Source organism: Variovorax sp. OV084 (assembly GCF_900111625.1).
Classification (GTDB): Bacteria; Pseudomonadota; Gammaproteobacteria; order Burkholderiales; family Burkholderiaceae_C; genus Variovorax.
In genome coordinates this window covers 472,465-487,154 of sequence record NZ_FOII01000004.1, presented here as the reverse complement: position 1 = coordinate 487,154, position 14,690 = coordinate 472,465, and the positions used below count along the sequence as shown (strand labels likewise).

Genomic DNA, 14,690 nt, shown 5'->3' with positions numbered 1-14,690 from the left:
CCATGGCTCAGCGCAGCGTTGCGTGCGGATGCAGCGGATGCGCCAGCGTGTCCGCAATCAACCGCAGCGCCTGATCGCACTGCTCGCGCGACATCGGCCCGCCCAGGCAGATGCGCACCGCATCGGGCGGGTCACCATCGGTGGAAAAGGCCGCGCTCGCCACCACGCCCACGTTCTGCGTGCGCAGGTACGACGCGAACTCCACCGGGCTCCACCCCGGCGTGAGCGGCAACCACGCATGAAAGCCCTCGGGGTGCGCCTGCAGGCCGCTGTCGCCCAGGTAGCGCGTGGCCAGCAGTTGCCGCGCCACCGACTCCGCGCGCACCGCCTGAAGCATCTCTTCGGCCGTGCCGTCTTCCACCCACAGCGTGGTCAGCGCATTGGTGATCGGCGAGGCCATCACCGTGGTGGCGCGCATCGCGCCCGCCAGCCGCTGCGACTGCACCACGGTCGGCGAGCACACGTACGCGCTGCGCAGCCCCGCGCCGAAGCATTTGGAGAAACCGCTCACGTAGTACGTGAGCCCCGGCGCCAGCGTGGCCAGCGACGCGGGCGTCTGGCGCGGCAGCATGCCGTAGGCGTCGTCCTCGATGATCGGCACCGCATAGCGCAGCGCCACGTCGGCCAGCGCCTCGCGCCGTGCGCGCGACACGGTGGCGGCCGTAGGGTTCAGCAGCGTGGGGTTGCAGTACAGCGCCTTGGGCTTGAGCGTCTTGCAGGCGTGCTCGAAGGCATCGGCGATGGGGCCGTCGTCGTCCATCTGCAGCGCGTGCAGCTGTACGCCGAGCTGCGCGGCGATGGCCTTCACGCCCGGGTAGGTGAGCGTTTCCACGCAGATCAGCTCGCCCGGCCGCGCCAGCTGCGAGAACAGCGCGGTCAGCACGCCGTGGATGCCGGGGCACACCAGGATGCGGTCGACGCTCGCGTCGGGCACGAAGGGCCGCAGCCAGTGCATTGCGGCGGCGCGGTCGTGCGCGGTGCCGCCGAAGTCCTGGTAGCGCAGCAGGTCGTGGAAATCGACCTGCGCGAAGGCGCGGCTGGCGCTGTCGTGCAGCCGCGCCATCAGGTGCTCGTCGTCGGGCTCGGGCGGCATGTTCATCGTCATCTCGGCGCCGCTGCCGCCGCGCAGCCGCAGGCTCGGGCTGCCCGAGCGGATGAAGGTGCCGGTGCCGGCGCGCGAGTCGATCAGCCCGCGCTTGCGCGCCTCGGCGTAGCCGCGCGCCACCGTCGTGTAGTTCAGCTCCAGGTCGGCGGCCAGCTCGCGCAGCGTGGGCAGGCGGTCGCGCACGCCGAGCCGGCCGGTCTTGATGTCGTCGGCGATCAGGTCGGCCAGCAGCAGGTAGGCCGGCCGGGCGGTGTTGCGCAGCTGCTTGCGCCAGTGGGCGGTGATCGTGGTCATCGGTGATGGTCCGGCGAAGTTGATTGCATTCATTGATTGCATCTGGCCACCGATCAACATGCAGGATCCGCGCCCGCGCCAGAGGGGATGAATGCTTCGATCAGGTGCGATCAACCCCATTGATCGGGTGCATTGATCGCATGGCATGTGCGTCGTCGCGGTGCAGAACAGGCCGCGCAGGCCCACCCCGAGGCGGCGTTTTCGGGTACCGGAAAAATTTTTGCGTGCACGCAGCCCGCACTGCTGCACGTTGATCGCGCATTGATCGCATGAACCCGGCAAACCGCTGGCACATCGCCTGCGAAGGGAAAGGCACGCAACACCTGCGTACCCATCACCCAACCGGAGTACCTCATGCCCAAAGTCACCCGCCCCCGCAACGAAAAAGGCGAGTTCCTCGTCGACTACGAAGAGAAGGTGTTCGAAGACGTCAAGGCCGAACCCGGCCAGAAGGCGCTCGTCACCTTCCACACCGTGGCCTTCGAGGGTTCGATCGGCTTCGTGAACCTGCTGCAGGCCACGCGGCTGCGTCGCAAGGGCTTCGAGACTTCCGTCCTGCTGTACGGCCCCGGCGTGACGCTGGGCGTGCAGCGCGGCTTTCCCACGCTGGGCGACGAAGCCTTTCCGGGCCACCAGAACTTCAACAAGCAGCTCGCCAAGTTCATGGAAGAGGGCGGCAAGGTGTATGCCTGCCGCTTCGCGCTTCAGGCGCTGTACGGCCATGGCGAAGGCGCGCTGATCGAGGGCATCACGCCGATCAACCCGCTCGACGTGCTCGACCTCGTGCTGCTGCACAAGAAGGCGAACGCCGTGGTCATCGACACCTGGACGCTGTAAGGCAGCACGAGCGATGGCTTCCACCTCCCGCATCGTGCGCGCAGCGGCGATCCAGATCGCGCCCGACTTCGAGCGGCCCGACGGCACGCTCGACCGGGTGTGCAGCGCCATCGACGAGGCCGCATCGAAGGGCGCGCAGATCGCGGTCTTCCCCGAGACCTTCGTGCCCTACTACCCCTACTTCAGCTTCGTGCTGCCGCCGGTGCTGCAGGGCGCGCCGCACCTGCAGCTGGTGGAGCGCGCGGTGGTCGTGCCCGGCCCCGTCACGCAGGCGGTGGCCGAGCGGGCCCGTGCGCGCGGCATGGTGGTGGTGCTCGGCGTGAACGAGCGCGACCACGGCAGCCTCTACAACACGCAGCTGGTGTTCGACGCCGACGGCACTCTGGTGCTCAAGCGCCGCAAGATCACGCCCACTTATCACGAGCGCATGGTCTGGGGCATGGGCGACGGCGCCGGCCTCAAGGTGGTCGACACGGCCGTGGGCCGCGTCGGCGCACTGGCCTGCTGGGAGCACTACAACCCGCTCGCACGCTACGCGCTGATGGCGCAGCACGAGCAGATCCACTGCGCGCAGTTTCCCGGCTCGCTGGTCGGCCCGATCTTCGCGGAGCAGATGGAAGTGACCATCCGCCACCACGCGCTGGAGTCAGGCTGCTTCGTGGTCAACGCCACCGGCTGGCTCACCGACGAGCAGATCCGCAGCGTGACGCCCGACGCCAACCTGCAGAAGGCGCTGCGCGGCGGCTGCCACACGGCCATCGTCTCGCCCGAGGGCAAGCACCTCGCACCGCCGCTCACCGAGGGCGAAGGCATGGTGGTTGCCGACCTCGACATGGCGCTGATCGCCAAGCGCAAGCGAATGATGGATTCGGTCGGCCACTACGCGCGGCCCGAGCTGCTGTCGCTCGCCATCAACGACCGGCCGGCGCAGACCACCGTGCCCATGCACCTCACGCAACCTTTCGCCCAACGGAGCCCCGACCATGACGACAACACCCACGACGATGCAGCCCCAGGACAGCCGGCAGCTGATGACCGAGCTCCAGTCCTTCGGGTTGCGGCTGGTTGACCCTTCGGCCGGCGTCTCGAGCCGCCGCGGCGGCGCGGGCCCTTCGGACCACAAGGCCGTGACGGTCGACGGCCACACGATCATGGTGCCGGTCCACACCTCCACCGCCTGGCACTCGCCCTTCACCGCCGAGGCGCCCGACGCCACCGGCATGAGCCGCGTGATGCGCGGCAGCATTCCCATTGCGAGCATCAGCTTTCCGAAGCAGCCGCGCTTCTACGCGATGCAGACCTTCGACGGCGTGCCCTACTCGCACATCGCCACGCTGCACGGCAGCGACGTGCTCGCCACCACCGTGCTGCAGACCTGCATCCGCTACGAAAGCCGCAAGAAAAGCTGCAAGTTCTGCGCGATCGGCCAGTCGCTCGCGGCCGGTCGCACCGTCGCGCGCAAGACGCCCGAGCAGCTTGCCGAGGTGGCGCGCGCCGCCGTGCTGCTCGACAGCGTGAAGCACATGGTGATGACCACCGGCACGCCCAACGCCACCGACCGCGGCGCGGCCGTGCTGTGCGAGAGCGCCTTCGCCATCAAGGCCGCGGTCGACATTCCCATCCAGGGCCAGTGCGAGCCGCCTGACGACGACCAGTGGTTCCACCGCATGAAGGCCGCGGGCATCGACACGCTGGGCATGCACCTCGAAGTGGTCACGCCCGAGGTGCGCGAACGCATCATGCCGGGCAAGGCCAGCGTGCCCGTCTCACGCTACATGAGCGCCTTCGAAGCGGCCGTGGGCGTGTTCGGGCGCGGGCAGGTCAGCACCTACATCCTGGCCGGGCTGGGCGACACGCGAGAAGCGATCCTCGACACCTGCGACCAGCTGCTGGCGCGCGGCGTGTACCCCTTCGTCGTGCCCTTCGTGCCGATCAGCGGCACGCCGCTCGAAGACCACCCCGCACCCTCGCCCGAGTTCATGAAGTCGCTGCTCGCGCCGCTGGGCGAACGCGTGGTAGCGGCGGGCCTGCGCTCGGCCGACATCAAGGCCGGATGCGGCAAATGCGGCGCGTGCTCGTCGCTCTCCGTCTACGAAAGCTGAGCATGCTGTGCATCGACGACCTCTGCGAGATGCGCGAACGGATGGGCGACCACTACGCGCCCGTCGAATACCTGGTGCGCGAAGCCGCGCAGCAGTGGGAGCGCGACGAGGCCATGGCGCTGCGCCGCGCGGTGTTCTGCATAGAGCAGGGCATCTTCGTGCGCGACGACCGCGATGCCATCGACGACCATGCGCGCTTGCTGGTGGCCATGTCGTGCAACGGCGGCATGCCCGAGCAGGTGGTGGGCACTGTGCGAATCCATCGCGGTGAAGCCGAAGGCGAATGGTGGGGCTCGCGGCTGGCCGTGCACCCCGCGTTCCGCAGCCAGGGGCACCTGGGTGCGACGTTGATACGGCTGGCGGTGTCGCGCGCCAACGCGCTGGGTTGCGAGACCTTTCTCGCGCAGGTGCAGATGCAGAACGTGCCGCTGTTCAACAAGCTCGGCTGGACGGTGCTCGAAGAAACGAGCGTGCACGGCCGCCCGCATGCGCGCATGCAGGCCGACCTCGGCCGCTATCCGCCATGCCACGACCCCGTGAGCGGCTTCGTCACGCGCGCGAAGGTGCTGGCATGACGACGAAGGTCCACGAGATTGCAGAGGCCTTGCGCGCCACGCGCGGCTTCGCCCACAAGCGCGACATCAGCGACGTGGTGTCGGCGCTGGGCCGCTCGCTGCCCGGCGGCCATGCCGCGCTCGCGCAGGCCGTGCCCATCGGCGACGATTGCGCGGCCATCCCCGACGGCCATGGCGGCTACCTGCTGTTCGCCATCGAAGGGCTGGTGGAAGACTTCATCGTGCGCATGCCGTGGTTCGCGGGCTACTGCGGCGTGATGGTCAACGTGAGCGACATCTACGCCATGGGCGGACGCCCCACCGCTGTAGTCGATGCGCTTTGGAGCAGCGGCATGAGCCCCGCCGACGACGTGCTGCGCGGCATGGCCGAGGCCGCCGTGCGCTACGGCGTGCCCATCGTGGGCGGGCACAGCAACAACCGCAGCGAGCGGCCGCAGTTGGCAGTCGCCATCCTCGGCCACGCGCGCCGGCTGCTGACCAGCTTCGACGCGAAGCCGGGGCATCTGCTGGTGATGACCGCCGACCTGCGCGGCGCCTACGAAGAGCCCTTTCCGTACTGGAACGCCTCGACCCGCGCGCCCGCCGTGCGGCTGCGTGCCGACCTGGAGCTGCTGCCAGCCATCGCCGAAGACGGCCTGTGCGGCGCCGCCAAGGACATCAGCATGGCCGGTGCAGTGGGCACGGCCATGATGCTGCTCGAGTGCTCTGGCGTTGGCGCGCGCATCGATCTCGACGCGCTGCCAAGGCCCGATAGCGTGCCGCTGCTGCGCTGGCTGTCGACGTTTCCGAGCTACGGCTTCGTGCTCAGCGTGGCACCCGCGCAGGTGGCCTCGGTGATGGCGCGCTTTGCCGCGCGCGACATCGCCTGCGGTGTGATCGGCGAGGTCGATGCCACTCGGCAGGTACGGCTGCGCGCCGAAGGCGAGGAAGCGCTGCTGTGGGACTTCGGCAGCGACGCCTTCATCCAGCCGCCCTCCGCCCTGCTGGAGCCCTCCGCATGCCTGTGATGCACTTCCGCGTGCGCTGGCCCGATGCCAGCGAAACCCGCTGCTACTCGCCTTCCAGCGTGGTGCGCGACTACCTTGCGCCCGGCGAGCGCTACGCCCTGGCCGACTTCATGCGGCGCACGCGCGAGGCATTGGGCATGGCCTCCGAGCGGGTTCGCGCGAAGTACGGCTTCGCCTGCTCGCAGGCCATGGACCAGCTCGCCGAGATCGAACACATCGCCACGCGCTTCAGCGAAACCGCAGAGGCCCAGGTCACCGTCGTCGCCTTCGACTGACTGTCCCCACATCCAGAGAGAGAAAGAAACCCATGTCACACCCCTACGGCGGACGCAGCCACTACAGCGTCGTCATCGTCGGCGGCGGCCAGGCCGGCCTGTCGCTGAGCCATTGCCTGCAGCAGCGCGGCATCGACCACCTCGTGATCGAGAAGCGCAGCCTCGTGCACACCTGGCGCACGCAGCGCTGGGATTCGTTCTGCCTCGTCACGCCCAACTGGCAGTGCCAGCTGCCGGGCTGGGGCTACATCGGCAGCGATCCGCACGGCTTCATGGTCAAGGACCAGATCAACGAATGGCTCGCAGGCTTCGTCGAGCATGTGAAGGCGCCGGCCATCGAAGGCGTGACTGTCGAACGCGTATCGCGTGACGGCGAACGCGAGCGCTTCAGCGTGCAGACCGACGCCGGCCTCTACACCGCCGACCAGGTGGTGGTGGCCTCCGGCGGCTACCACCGCCCCATCGTGCCGCGCCTGGCCGAGAAGCTGCCTGCAAGCGTGGCGCAGTTCCACTCGGCGCAGTACCGCAACCCGGCGCAGCTGCCCGAGGGCGCGGTGCTGGTGGTGGGCTGCGGCCAGTCGGGCGCGCAGATCGCCGAAGACCTGCACCTGGCCGGCCGCAAGGTGCACCTGGCCACCGGCAACGCCCCGCGCTGCGCGCGCTTCTACCGTGGCCGCGAGGTGGTCGACTGGCTTGCCGACATGAAGTACTACGACATGCCCGTCACCGAGCATCCGCTGCGCGAAGGCGTGCGCGACAACACCAACCACTACGTGACCGGCCGCGACGGCGGGCGCGACATCGACCTGCGGCGCTTTGCGCTCGAAGGCATGGAGCTGTATGGCCTGCTGAGCGGCTTCGACAACGGCGCCTTCGAGCTGCAGCCCAACCTGCGCGACAACCTCGACCAGGCCGACGGCACCTACAACCGCATCAACGCATCGATCGACAAGCACATCGCCGCGCAGGGCATCGAGGCACCGCCGCCTTCGGTCTACACGCCGTTGTGGGAGCCGCAGGAAGAACGCACGCGGCTCGATCTTGCGGCGGCGGGCATCACCAGCGTGGTGTGGTGCATCGGCTTCTCGCCGGATTTCGCATGGGTCGATGCGCCGGTGTTCAACGGGCGCGGCGCACCGGTGCACCTGCGCGGCGTGACGAACGAACCAGGGCTGTACTTTCTCGGGCTGCCTTGGCTGCACACCTGGGGTTCGGGGCGCTTCTCGGGCGTGGCGCGCGATGCGGAATTCCTGTCGGAAGCCATTGCGCAGAGAAAAGAGGGATTGCGCGGCAGTACCGGTACCCCGGCGCCCGAATTGCGCGCAGCCTAGGCCTGCTGCGCCTCGGTCAGCGCCTGCGCAGCCACCACCGCCTCTGTGCGGTTGCGCACATTGAGCGCGCGAAAGATGGCTGCCAGGTGGATCTTCACGGTGCCTTCGCTGATGCCCAGGCTGCGCCCGATCAGCTTGTTGGGCTTGCCCTGCGACAGCAGCTGCAGCACCTCGACCTGGCGCTCGGTGAGCACGTTGCGCAGGTGCTCCAGCGTCTGGGTGCCGCCATTGCCGCCGCCTGCGCCGCGCGTCAGCGCCTCGGTGGCCGCCTGCGGCGCCACGCCGGCCACGATGCCCGGCGGCAGCGCCGTCAGCATCATCGGCGGCACGTACACACCGCCGGCCAGCACCAGCCGCACGGCCGAGAGCATGACCTCGGGTGAGTAAGCCTTGGGTATGAAGCCCAGCACGCCGCGCTCGAGCGCGCTGCGCATGATGGCCGGGTCTTCGTAGCCCGACAGCACGATCACCGGCACGGCCGGATGGCGGCGGCGGATTTCGTCGATGTGGGCCTGGCCGTCGGCGCCTGGCATGTTGAGGTCGATCAGGGCCAGGTCGAGGTCGTCGGTGGCTCCGGCAAGCAATTCGTCGACGCTCATCGTCAGAACGAATTCGATGCCAGGCTCCAGCTCCGACAACTTGGCTTTGACCGCCTCGATGACGAGCCGGTGGTCGTCGGCGATCAGGATTTTCATGATGTCTTTCCCCGTGTCCCAGCGTGCAGTGCACTTGCAGACGCTGAAGATACCGGCGAATGCCCCGCGCAGCAAGGCCGCCCGCCCCACCAACGGCATAGACCCCAAGCGATATGGCGCCCGCCGCGCCCCCTTTGGAAGAATGAACGCCTACTCGAAGGAACCGGGGACATGGGCATGTGCCATCGCAGCAGACTCTGGCGCCGGGCATCCTTCGCAACGCATGGCTGAGCGGGCCCGCCCATGGCCCGCCTTCTAGACTGCTTCTCCAGCTTCATCTCGTTCGGCCTCGCACTGGACGCATCGATCGCGGCCGGCTCACCCATGCTGGCGCACGATGCTGCACAGCAGCAGGCCCGCCAGCGGCTCGATGCGGCCCGCGCCGCCGCCGAGGCCTCGGGCACGCCCGCGGGGCAGATCGAATCGGCGGCTTTCGCAATGGTGGCCTGGATCGACGAAATCCTCGCGCGCCACCCCGAGGCCACCTTGGCGGCAGGCGCGGCGGCCCCGCTGCAGGTGCAGCTCTTCAACTCCAACAACGCGCACAGCGAGTTCTTCCACCACCTGTCGGCCCTGGGCGCGCGGGACGACGCGGTGCGCGAGGTGTACTGGCATGCGCTGGCGCTCGGCTTCAAGGGCCAGTACTACTTCGAGGACGGCGACCAGGGCGAGCTGGGCAAGCTGAAAGACCTGCACGGCAGCCAGCTGCTGCTGCGCCCGCTGTCGACCGGCAGCCTGGTGCAGGACCGCATCACGCCGCAACCCTACGAGGTGCCCGACCCGCGCGGCCCCAACGACACGCGCCGGCGCGACCGCACGCTGCTGCTGAGCAGCGCCGCGCTGGCACTGGCGCTGCCCCTGCTCTACCTGCTGTGGCTGTGGTCCACCGGTCCGCCCGCGGCCGCCACCGGCCTGAGCCAACGCGTCGAGCAGCACCTGCAGACTTTTGCCTGCGCCGACCTCACGGCCACCGTCGACCGCGACGGCCGCACGCAAGTGACCGGCTTCGTCTCGCTGCCGGGCGACCTGCCGCGCGTGGAGCATGAAGTGAGCGCGCTGCCCGGCGTGAAGGCGCCGCGCTTCGACATCGGCCTGCGCGTATGGCCGCACTGCGAGGTGTTCGCCATCCTCAAGCCCTACCAGATGCGCAACAACGAGAAGGTCTACGGGCTGGACGTGACCGCGCTCTCGGCCCGCGAAGGCCAGCTGCGCGAGGGCGACAACGTGCGCGTGCAAGTGGTCGCGCCGCGCCACGACAGCTACATCTGGGTCGACTACTACACGGTCGACGGCTCGGTCATGCACCTCAATGCCGGGCAGGTGCCCACGCGGCTGCACGCCGGCGAAACGCTGGAGCTGGGCCGAGACATTCCGTCGAGCTGGCTGGTGAGCCCGCCCTTCGGCAACGTGCTGGTCACCGTGCTGTCGTCACCGACGCCATTCAGCGAAACCTCCGACCGTCCGCCCTACGAGCTGGCCTCCGCCTACCTGCTGCGGCTGCGCGAAGCGCTTGCGGCCGGCAAGAGCAGCGAGCGGCTGATCGCCGACTTCGTCTTCCTCGAGACCGTTTCCCGATGAACGCCCTGCTCTCACCCACCCATCGCTTCTGGCTGCTGCTGGCGCTGTGCCTGCTCGGCTTCGGCCTGCTGTACGCGGTGGTGCGCGATGCGGGCCGAGGTGCGCGCAGGCGTGGGCTGCAGAAGCGCATCGCGGCGCTCGGCGCGCCATCCACCGGCGCCGACGAGGCTGCCATCGACGCCCTGAGGGACGGCATGACGCAGGCGCAGCAAGCCCTGCGCCGCTCGCCACGGCCGAAAGCCGTGGTGCCCGCGCCGTGGTTCCTGTGCTTCGGCGACGCTGCGGCCAACCTGGCCGGCCTGTTCGCGACGGCGCGCGCCGACCGCGTGCCCCCGCCTGAACCTGCGAGCGGAGGTGGCGGCGAACCCTTCGGCGCAACGTGGTGGCACTGGTGGCTGACAGGCGCGACGGTGGCCATAGAGATCCATCCGGGCGCGCTCGGCGACACGGCCGGTACGCCGCCGCTGCGCGGCCTGTGGCTGCAGTCGCTGCTCGCGCTGGCCGAGCGGCGCGACCGGCTGCCTCTCAACGGCCTGGTGGTAGGCGTGGCGGCGGACGAGCTGCTGCATGCCGATGCCACGGAGCTGAAGTCGCTGGCCGCACGGGCGCGCCGCCTGCTCGACGAAACCAGCGACACCCTGCGCCTGCAACTGCCCACCTACCTCGTCGTGACCGGGCTCGAACAACTCACGGGCTATGCGGCCCTGCGCGGTGCGCTGCCGCCTGAAGTGCTGGCGCAGGTGCTGGGGCATCGGCTGACCGATGCCTCGCCCTTCATCGAGACACCGGCCGGCGAGCGGCTGGATACCGTGTTCGAGCCCATCGCGAAGCACCTGCACGCGCTGCGCATGGCGCTGCTGCGCGAGCAGCCCGGCGCCGCGGGCCGGCTCGCCATTCACGAATTCGTGGAGGCCGTGCGCGCGCTGCAGCCCGGCCTGCGCCAGTTCGCGCAGGTGCTGTTCGAGAACCACGGCAAATCCTCGCGCGCGCCGCGCTGGCGCGGGCTCTACCTCACGGCAGCCGCATCGGACTCAACCGGCGGGGCCTTCGTGAACGATCTGTTCGAGCACTTCCTGCCTGCCGACCAACCGCTGGTGCGGCCAGGGCGGCCGTCATGAGCCGCCCCCGGGGCAAGGTGCGGCGACTACTTCGCGTCGACACGGATCGCGCGTGCGCCGAAGTTCACGTCGAGTGCCTGCGCCTTGCCCGTGGTGACCGGGCGCACTTCGCGCCAGCGCGCTCGGTCGAGATCGCGGAACGCCGCCATCACGCCGATGGACTTCGCATCGGGCGGCAGGTTGAAGTCGAGCTTCTTCGTCTCGCCGGGCCGCAGCAGCACTTCTTCGCGCTGCACGAGTTCAGCGCCGAGCGTGGCCTGGTCTTTCTCGAACAGCGAGAAGAAGTCGGCACCCTCGAACGGGCCAGGCGACTTCAATGCATACACGCGCACGGTGAGCGGCGAGGCCCGTCCACGCGCATCGGGGTTGGCATCGGCGCCGGCCGTGAGGGTCACGGCCACCGTGGTGACCACCGGTTTGCTCGCGCAGCCCGCGATGAAAAGACCCGCTGCAGCAAGGCCAAGAGCTGCGATGCGGCGCCGCGTTGCCGCGCCAAGGAGGCCTTCATAGGACGAATGGTGTGTACCCAGCGTGCGCATGCTATTCCCTTCGTTGCATTGACCGGTCAAGACGCATCTTTGATTATCACCAGCGAACTCCAACAGGCAACATGCTGACCAACGAACTCGCAGCCACACTGCTCGCGCCCATCGGCGAGGCCTCGCCGTGCGGCGACGATCTCGAGTACGACGCGGACTTCATGACGCTGGTCTCGGCCGCGCAGGGCAAGCCCGAGCAGCAGTTCGGCGACACCGTGATCCCCGCGGTCGAACCCGAGTGGCGCGAAGTGGGCGAACGGGCCGACGGCATCCTGCGCCGCAGCAAGGACGTGCGCGCCGCGGTGCTGCTGCTGCGCGCGTCCACCCGCATGCAGGGCGTGGAAGGCTTCGCCGCCGGGCTGGGCCTACTCAACGGATTGCTCGACACCTTCTGGGAAGGCATACATCCAAAGCTGGATGCCGACGACGACAACGATCCGACGATGCGCCTGAACGCGCTCGCGCCGCTGACCGACGAGAGCATGGGCCTGCGCGACCTGTACGAGGCGCAGATCGGCATCGCACGCGGCGTGGGCCCGATCCGCGTGCGCGACATTGCCATTGCCCACAACACGCTCACCGCCGTCGGTGGCGAGGCCACGTACTCCGCAGCGCAGGTGCATGGCGGGCTCGAAGCCATCCAGGCCGAGCGGCCCGAGGCGATCCAGGCCGCACTCGGCGTGCCCGCACTGGTTGAGCAGCTGAAGAAACTCGTCGCCAATCACACCGGCCGCGCCGATGCCGTCGACCTCGAACCGCTGCGCACCATCGCCCGCGTGCTGCAGAAGGCCTGTGCCGCCGCCAGCGGCGCGCCGGCCGATGCCGCTTCGGATGCCTCCGGCGACACGGCCGCCGATGCACAGGCGAACGGCAGCGCGGCCGCCCGCCCCGCCGCCGCACGCGGCGAGATCCAGAACCGGCAGGACGCGGTGCAGATGCTCGACCGCGTGATCCGCTACCTCGAGCAGGCCGAGCCGGGCAACCCCGCGCCGCTTCTGATCGAGCGCGCCAAGAAGCTCATCGGCGTGAGCTTTCTCGAAATCATGGCCAACCTCGCGCCGAACGCAATGGACACCATCGAAACGGTCACGGGCCGCCGCCCGTCCGAGTAAGCCAGCACCACCCCACACCCGCCCCCATTCACACCCGCAAGGAGCATCTCCATGGCCAAGAGCAGTCAGAAATTCATCGCCCGCAACCGGGCGCCCCGGGTCCAGATCGAATACGACGTGGAGCTCTACGGGGCAGAGAAAAAGGTGCAGCTGCCCTTCGTGATGGGCGTGCTGGCAGACCTCTCGGGCAAGCCGGCAGACCCGCTCGCGCCGGTGGCCGATCGCAAGTTCCTGGAGATCGACGTCGACAACTTCGACTCGCGCATGAAGGCCATGAAGCCGCGCGCGGCCTTCGCGGTAGAGAACTCGCTCACCGGCGAGGGCGACCTGAAGGTGGAGCTCACCTTCGAGAACATGGAAGACTTTTCGCCAGCCGCCGTGGCGCGCAAGGTGGGTGCGCTGAACAAGCTGCTCGAAGCGCGCACGCAGCTGTCGAACCTCGTCACCTACATGGACGGCAAGGGCGGCGCCGAAGACCTGCTGGCCAAGGTGCTCGAAGACCCGGCCCTGCTGCAGACGCTGGCCGCGAGCAAGAAGCCCGAAGACGCCGGCGGCACACCCGCCGCCTGACGACGACACCCATCCGACCGCCACACAGGATCACGAGGAGTAAACCACCATGGCCACCGAAGCACTCGAACAGAGCGCGCTGAAAGATGTCGCGTACGCGGGCAGCGACTTTTCGTCGCTGCTGCAAAAGGAATTCAAGCCGCGCAGCGACGAAGCCAAGAGCGCCGTCGAAGCCGCGGTGCTCACGCTGGCGCAGCAGGCGCTGGCCAACAGCACCGTCATCGGCAAGGACGTGACCAAGTCGATCCAGGCCATGATCGCCGCGATCGACGCCAAGCTCACCGACCAGGTGAACAAGATCATCCACCACCCCGAATACCAGAAGCTCGAGAGTGCGTGGCGCGGCCTGCACTACATGGTGAACAACACCGAGACCGACGAGAACCTGAAGATCCGCGTGATGGACATCTCCAAGACGGATCTGGCCAAGAGCCTGAAGAAGTTCAAGGGCGCGGCCTGGGACCAGAGCCCGATGTTCAAGAAGATCTACGAGCAGGAGTACGGCCAGTTCGGCGGCGAGCCCTTCGGCGCGCTGGTGGGCGACTACCACTTCGACCAGAGCCCGCCCGACGTGGAACTGCTCGGCGAAATGGCCAAGATCGCCGCGTCGGCGCATGCCCCCTTCATCACCGGCGCCAGCCCCAACCTGATGCAGATGGAGTCGTGGCAGGAGCTCGCCAACCCGCGCGACCTGACCAAGATCTTCCTCACGCCCGAGTACGCCGGCTGGCGCAGCCTGCGCGAGTCGGACGACTCCAAGTACCTCGGCATGTGCATGCCGCGCTTCCTGGCGCGCACGCCCTACGGTGCCAACACCAACCCGGTGGAAGAGTTCGATTTCGAGGAAGACACCGCCGGCGCCGACCACAGCAAGTACGCCTGGGCCAATGCGGCCTACGCGATGGCGACCAACATCAACCGTTCGTACAAGCTGTACGGCTGGGGTTCGCGCATCCGCGGCATCGAGTCGGGCGGCGCGGTGGAGAACCTGCCGCTGCACACCTTCCCGAGCGACGACGGCGGCGTGGACCAGAAATGCCCGACCGAGATCGCCATCAGCGACCGGCGCGAGGCCGAGCTCTCGAAGGCCGGCCTGCTGTCGATGATCCACCGCAAGAACTCCGACTTTGCCGCTTTCATCGGCGCCCAGTCGCTCAACAAGCCGGCCGAGTACGACGACCCGGACGCCACGGCCAACGCCAACCTGGCGGCGCGCCTGCCCTACCTCTTTGCCTGCAACCGCTTTGCGCACTACCTCAAGTGCATCGTGCGCGACAAGGTCGGCAGCTTCAAGGAGCGCGAGGACATGCAGCGCTGGCTGAACAAATGGATCATGAATTACGTGGACGGCGACCCGGCCAACTCGTCGGAAATCACCAAGTCGCAGAAGCCCCTGGCGGCCGCCGAAGTGGTCGTCGAGGAAGTGGAAGGCAACCCGGGCTACTACACGTCCAAGTTCTTCCTGCGCCCGCACTACCAGCTCGAAGGCCTCACGGTTTCTTTGCGCCTGGTGTCCAAGCTGCCGACGGCCAAGGGTGCCGGCTGAAAAAAA

Annotated in this window: 15 protein-coding genes; 12 read left to right on the top strand and 3 right to left on the bottom strand. The window is 68.5% G+C overall.

Annotated features, from left to right (window positions below):
- Positions 1-7 precede the first annotated feature (7 nt).
- A complete protein-coding gene (locus BMW87_RS14920) occupies positions 8-1,399 on the bottom strand; it encodes an aminotransferase-like domain-containing protein (RefSeq protein WP_093077113.1) in 1,392 nt (463 codons plus the stop codon).
- Between the two features lie 354 nt (positions 1,400-1,753).
- Here BMW87_RS14920 and BMW87_RS14915 point away from each other — a divergent pair, with 354 nt between their 5' ends.
- The 7 genes from BMW87_RS14915 to BMW87_RS14885 are packed head-to-tail and all read left to right on the top strand — an operon-like array spanning position 1,754 to position 7,526.
- On the top strand, positions 1,754-2,236 hold the full coding sequence (locus BMW87_RS14915) for an MSMEG_0572/Sll0783 family nitrogen starvation response protein (protein ID WP_093058775.1): 483 nt from the start codon (positions 1,754-1,756) through the stop codon (positions 2,234-2,236).
- 13 nt (positions 2,237-2,249) lie between these two features.
- On the top strand, positions 2,250-3,305 hold the full coding sequence (locus BMW87_RS14910) for a Nit6803 family nitrilase (protein WP_093077112.1): 1,056 nt from the start codon (positions 2,250-2,252) through the stop codon (positions 3,303-3,305).
- Positions 3,268-4,338, top strand: a complete 1,071-nt coding sequence (locus BMW87_RS14905) for an MSMEG_0568 family radical SAM protein (protein WP_093077186.1) — start codon at positions 3,268-3,270, stop codon at positions 4,336-4,338. The genes BMW87_RS14910 and BMW87_RS14905 overlap by 38 nt, the downstream gene beginning before the upstream one ends.
- A gap of 2 nt (positions 4,339-4,340) precedes the next feature.
- Positions 4,341-4,913 (top strand): MSMEG_0567/Sll0786 family nitrogen starvation N-acetyltransferase, encoded by a 573-nt coding sequence (locus BMW87_RS14900; protein WP_093058773.1) that lies wholly within the window; start codon positions 4,341-4,343, stop codon positions 4,911-4,913.
- Positions 4,910-5,920 carry a sll0787 family AIR synthase-like protein gene (locus tag BMW87_RS14895; protein ID WP_093077110.1) on the top strand — a complete coding sequence of 337 codons (1,011 nt, stop codon included), beginning with the start codon at positions 4,910-4,912 and terminating at the stop codon, positions 5,918-5,920. The genes BMW87_RS14900 and BMW87_RS14895 overlap by 4 nt, the downstream gene beginning before the upstream one ends.
- On the top strand, positions 5,911-6,195 hold the full coding sequence (locus BMW87_RS14890) for an MSMEG_0570 family nitrogen starvation response protein (protein WP_093077109.1): 285 nt from the start codon (positions 5,911-5,913) through the stop codon (positions 6,193-6,195). Before BMW87_RS14895 ends, BMW87_RS14890 begins: the two co-directional genes overlap by 10 nt.
- Positions 6,196-6,227: 32 nt before the next feature.
- A complete protein-coding gene (locus BMW87_RS14885; protein ID WP_093077107.1) occupies positions 6,228-7,526 on the top strand; it encodes an MSMEG_0569 family flavin-dependent oxidoreductase in 1,299 nt (432 codons plus the stop codon).
- On the opposite strand, the gene BMW87_RS14880 is transcribed toward BMW87_RS14885, so the two are convergent.
- Positions 7,523-8,221, bottom strand: coding sequence for a response regulator transcription factor (locus BMW87_RS14880; RefSeq protein ID WP_093077106.1), 699 nt, complete (start codon positions 8,219-8,221; stop codon positions 7,523-7,525). The two genes, BMW87_RS14885 and BMW87_RS14880, sit on opposite strands and share 4 nt — an antisense overlap.
- 243 nt (positions 8,222-8,464) lie before the next feature.
- On the opposite strand from BMW87_RS14880, the gene BMW87_RS14875 reads away from it, so the two are divergent.
- The gene (locus BMW87_RS14875; RefSeq protein WP_093077104.1) at positions 8,465-9,799 is read left to right on the top strand and encodes a DotU family type IV/VI secretion system protein; all 1,335 of its coding nucleotides are present in this window, start codon (positions 8,465-8,467) and stop codon (positions 9,797-9,799) included.
- Positions 9,796-10,917, top strand: coding sequence for a type VI secretion system protein (locus tag BMW87_RS14870; protein WP_093077103.1), 1,122 nt, complete (start codon positions 9,796-9,798; stop codon positions 10,915-10,917). The genes BMW87_RS14875 and BMW87_RS14870 overlap by 4 nt, the downstream gene beginning before the upstream one ends.
- Before the next feature lie 26 nt (positions 10,918-10,943).
- On the opposite strand, the gene tssJ is transcribed toward BMW87_RS14870, so the two are convergent.
- Positions 10,944-11,456 (bottom strand): type VI secretion system lipoprotein TssJ, encoded by a 513-nt coding sequence (gene tssJ / locus BMW87_RS14865; RefSeq protein ID WP_093058767.1) that lies wholly within the window; start codon positions 11,454-11,456, stop codon positions 10,944-10,946.
- Positions 11,457-11,527: 71 nt separating this feature from the next.
- On the opposite strand from tssJ, the gene tssA reads away from it, so the two are divergent.
- Genes tssA through tssC form a run of 3 tightly spaced genes read left to right on the top strand, consistent with a single transcriptional unit; the run spans position 11,528 to position 14,684 of the window.
- Positions 11,528-12,568 carry a type VI secretion system protein TssA gene (gene tssA, locus BMW87_RS14860; RefSeq protein ID WP_093077101.1) on the top strand — a complete coding sequence of 347 codons (1,041 nt, stop codon included), beginning with the start codon at positions 11,528-11,530 and terminating at the stop codon, positions 12,566-12,568.
- A 51-nt stretch (positions 12,569-12,619) separates the two neighbouring features.
- Positions 12,620-13,138, top strand: a complete 519-nt coding sequence (tssB, locus tag BMW87_RS14855) for a type VI secretion system contractile sheath small subunit (RefSeq protein WP_093058765.1) — start codon at positions 12,620-12,622, stop codon at positions 13,136-13,138.
- 49 nt (positions 13,139-13,187) lie between these two features.
- On the top strand, positions 13,188-14,684 hold the full coding sequence (gene tssC, locus BMW87_RS14850) for a type VI secretion system contractile sheath large subunit (protein WP_093058764.1): 1,497 nt from the start codon (positions 13,188-13,190) through the stop codon (positions 14,682-14,684).
- Positions 14,685-14,690 lie beyond the last annotated feature (6 nt).

What these genes read in the sequence shown, in the direction of transcription:
- BMW87_RS14905 (WP_093077186.1), top strand. Translation starts at nt 3,268, where the DNA reads ATGACCGAGCTCCAGTCCTTCGGGTTGCGGCTGGTTGACCCTTCGGCC.
- BMW87_RS14910 (WP_093077112.1), top strand. Translation starts at nt 2,250, where the DNA reads ATGGCTTCCACCTCCCGCATCGTGCGCGCAGCGGCGATCCAGATCGCG.
- BMW87_RS14870 (WP_093077103.1), top strand. Translation starts at nt 9,796, where the DNA reads ATGAACGCCCTGCTCTCACCCACCCATCGCTTCTGGCTGCTGCTGGCG.
- BMW87_RS14880 (WP_093077106.1), bottom strand. Translation starts at nt 8,221, where the DNA reads ATGAAAATCCTGATCGCCGACGACCACCGGCTCGTCATCGAGGCGGTC.
- BMW87_RS14920 (WP_093077113.1), bottom strand. Translation starts at nt 1,399, where the DNA reads ATGACCACGATCACCGCCCACTGGCGCAAGCAGCTGCGCAACACCGCC.
- tssJ (WP_093058767.1), bottom strand. Translation starts at nt 11,456, where the DNA reads ATGCGCACGCTGGGTACACACCATTCGTCCTATGAAGGCCTCCTTGGC.
- BMW87_RS14915 (WP_093058775.1), top strand. Translation starts at nt 1,754, where the DNA reads ATGCCCAAAGTCACCCGCCCCCGCAACGAAAAAGGCGAGTTCCTCGTC.
- BMW87_RS14885 (WP_093077107.1), top strand. Translation starts at nt 6,228, where the DNA reads ATGTCACACCCCTACGGCGGACGCAGCCACTACAGCGTCGTCATCGTC.
- tssC (WP_093058764.1), top strand. Translation starts at nt 13,188, where the DNA reads ATGGCCACCGAAGCACTCGAACAGAGCGCGCTGAAAGATGTCGCGTAC.
- BMW87_RS14895 (WP_093077110.1), top strand. Translation starts at nt 4,910, where the DNA reads ATGACGACGAAGGTCCACGAGATTGCAGAGGCCTTGCGCGCCACGCGC.
- tssA (WP_093077101.1), top strand. Translation starts at nt 11,528, where the DNA reads ATGCTGACCAACGAACTCGCAGCCACACTGCTCGCGCCCATCGGCGAG.
- BMW87_RS14875 (WP_093077104.1), top strand. Translation starts at nt 8,465, where the DNA reads ATGGCCCGCCTTCTAGACTGCTTCTCCAGCTTCATCTCGTTCGGCCTC.
- BMW87_RS14890 (WP_093077109.1), top strand. Translation starts at nt 5,911, where the DNA reads ATGCCTGTGATGCACTTCCGCGTGCGCTGGCCCGATGCCAGCGAAACC.
- tssB (WP_093058765.1), top strand. Translation starts at nt 12,620, where the DNA reads ATGGCCAAGAGCAGTCAGAAATTCATCGCCCGCAACCGGGCGCCCCGG.
- BMW87_RS14900 (WP_093058773.1), top strand. Translation starts at nt 4,341, where the DNA reads ATGCTGTGCATCGACGACCTCTGCGAGATGCGCGAACGGATGGGCGAC.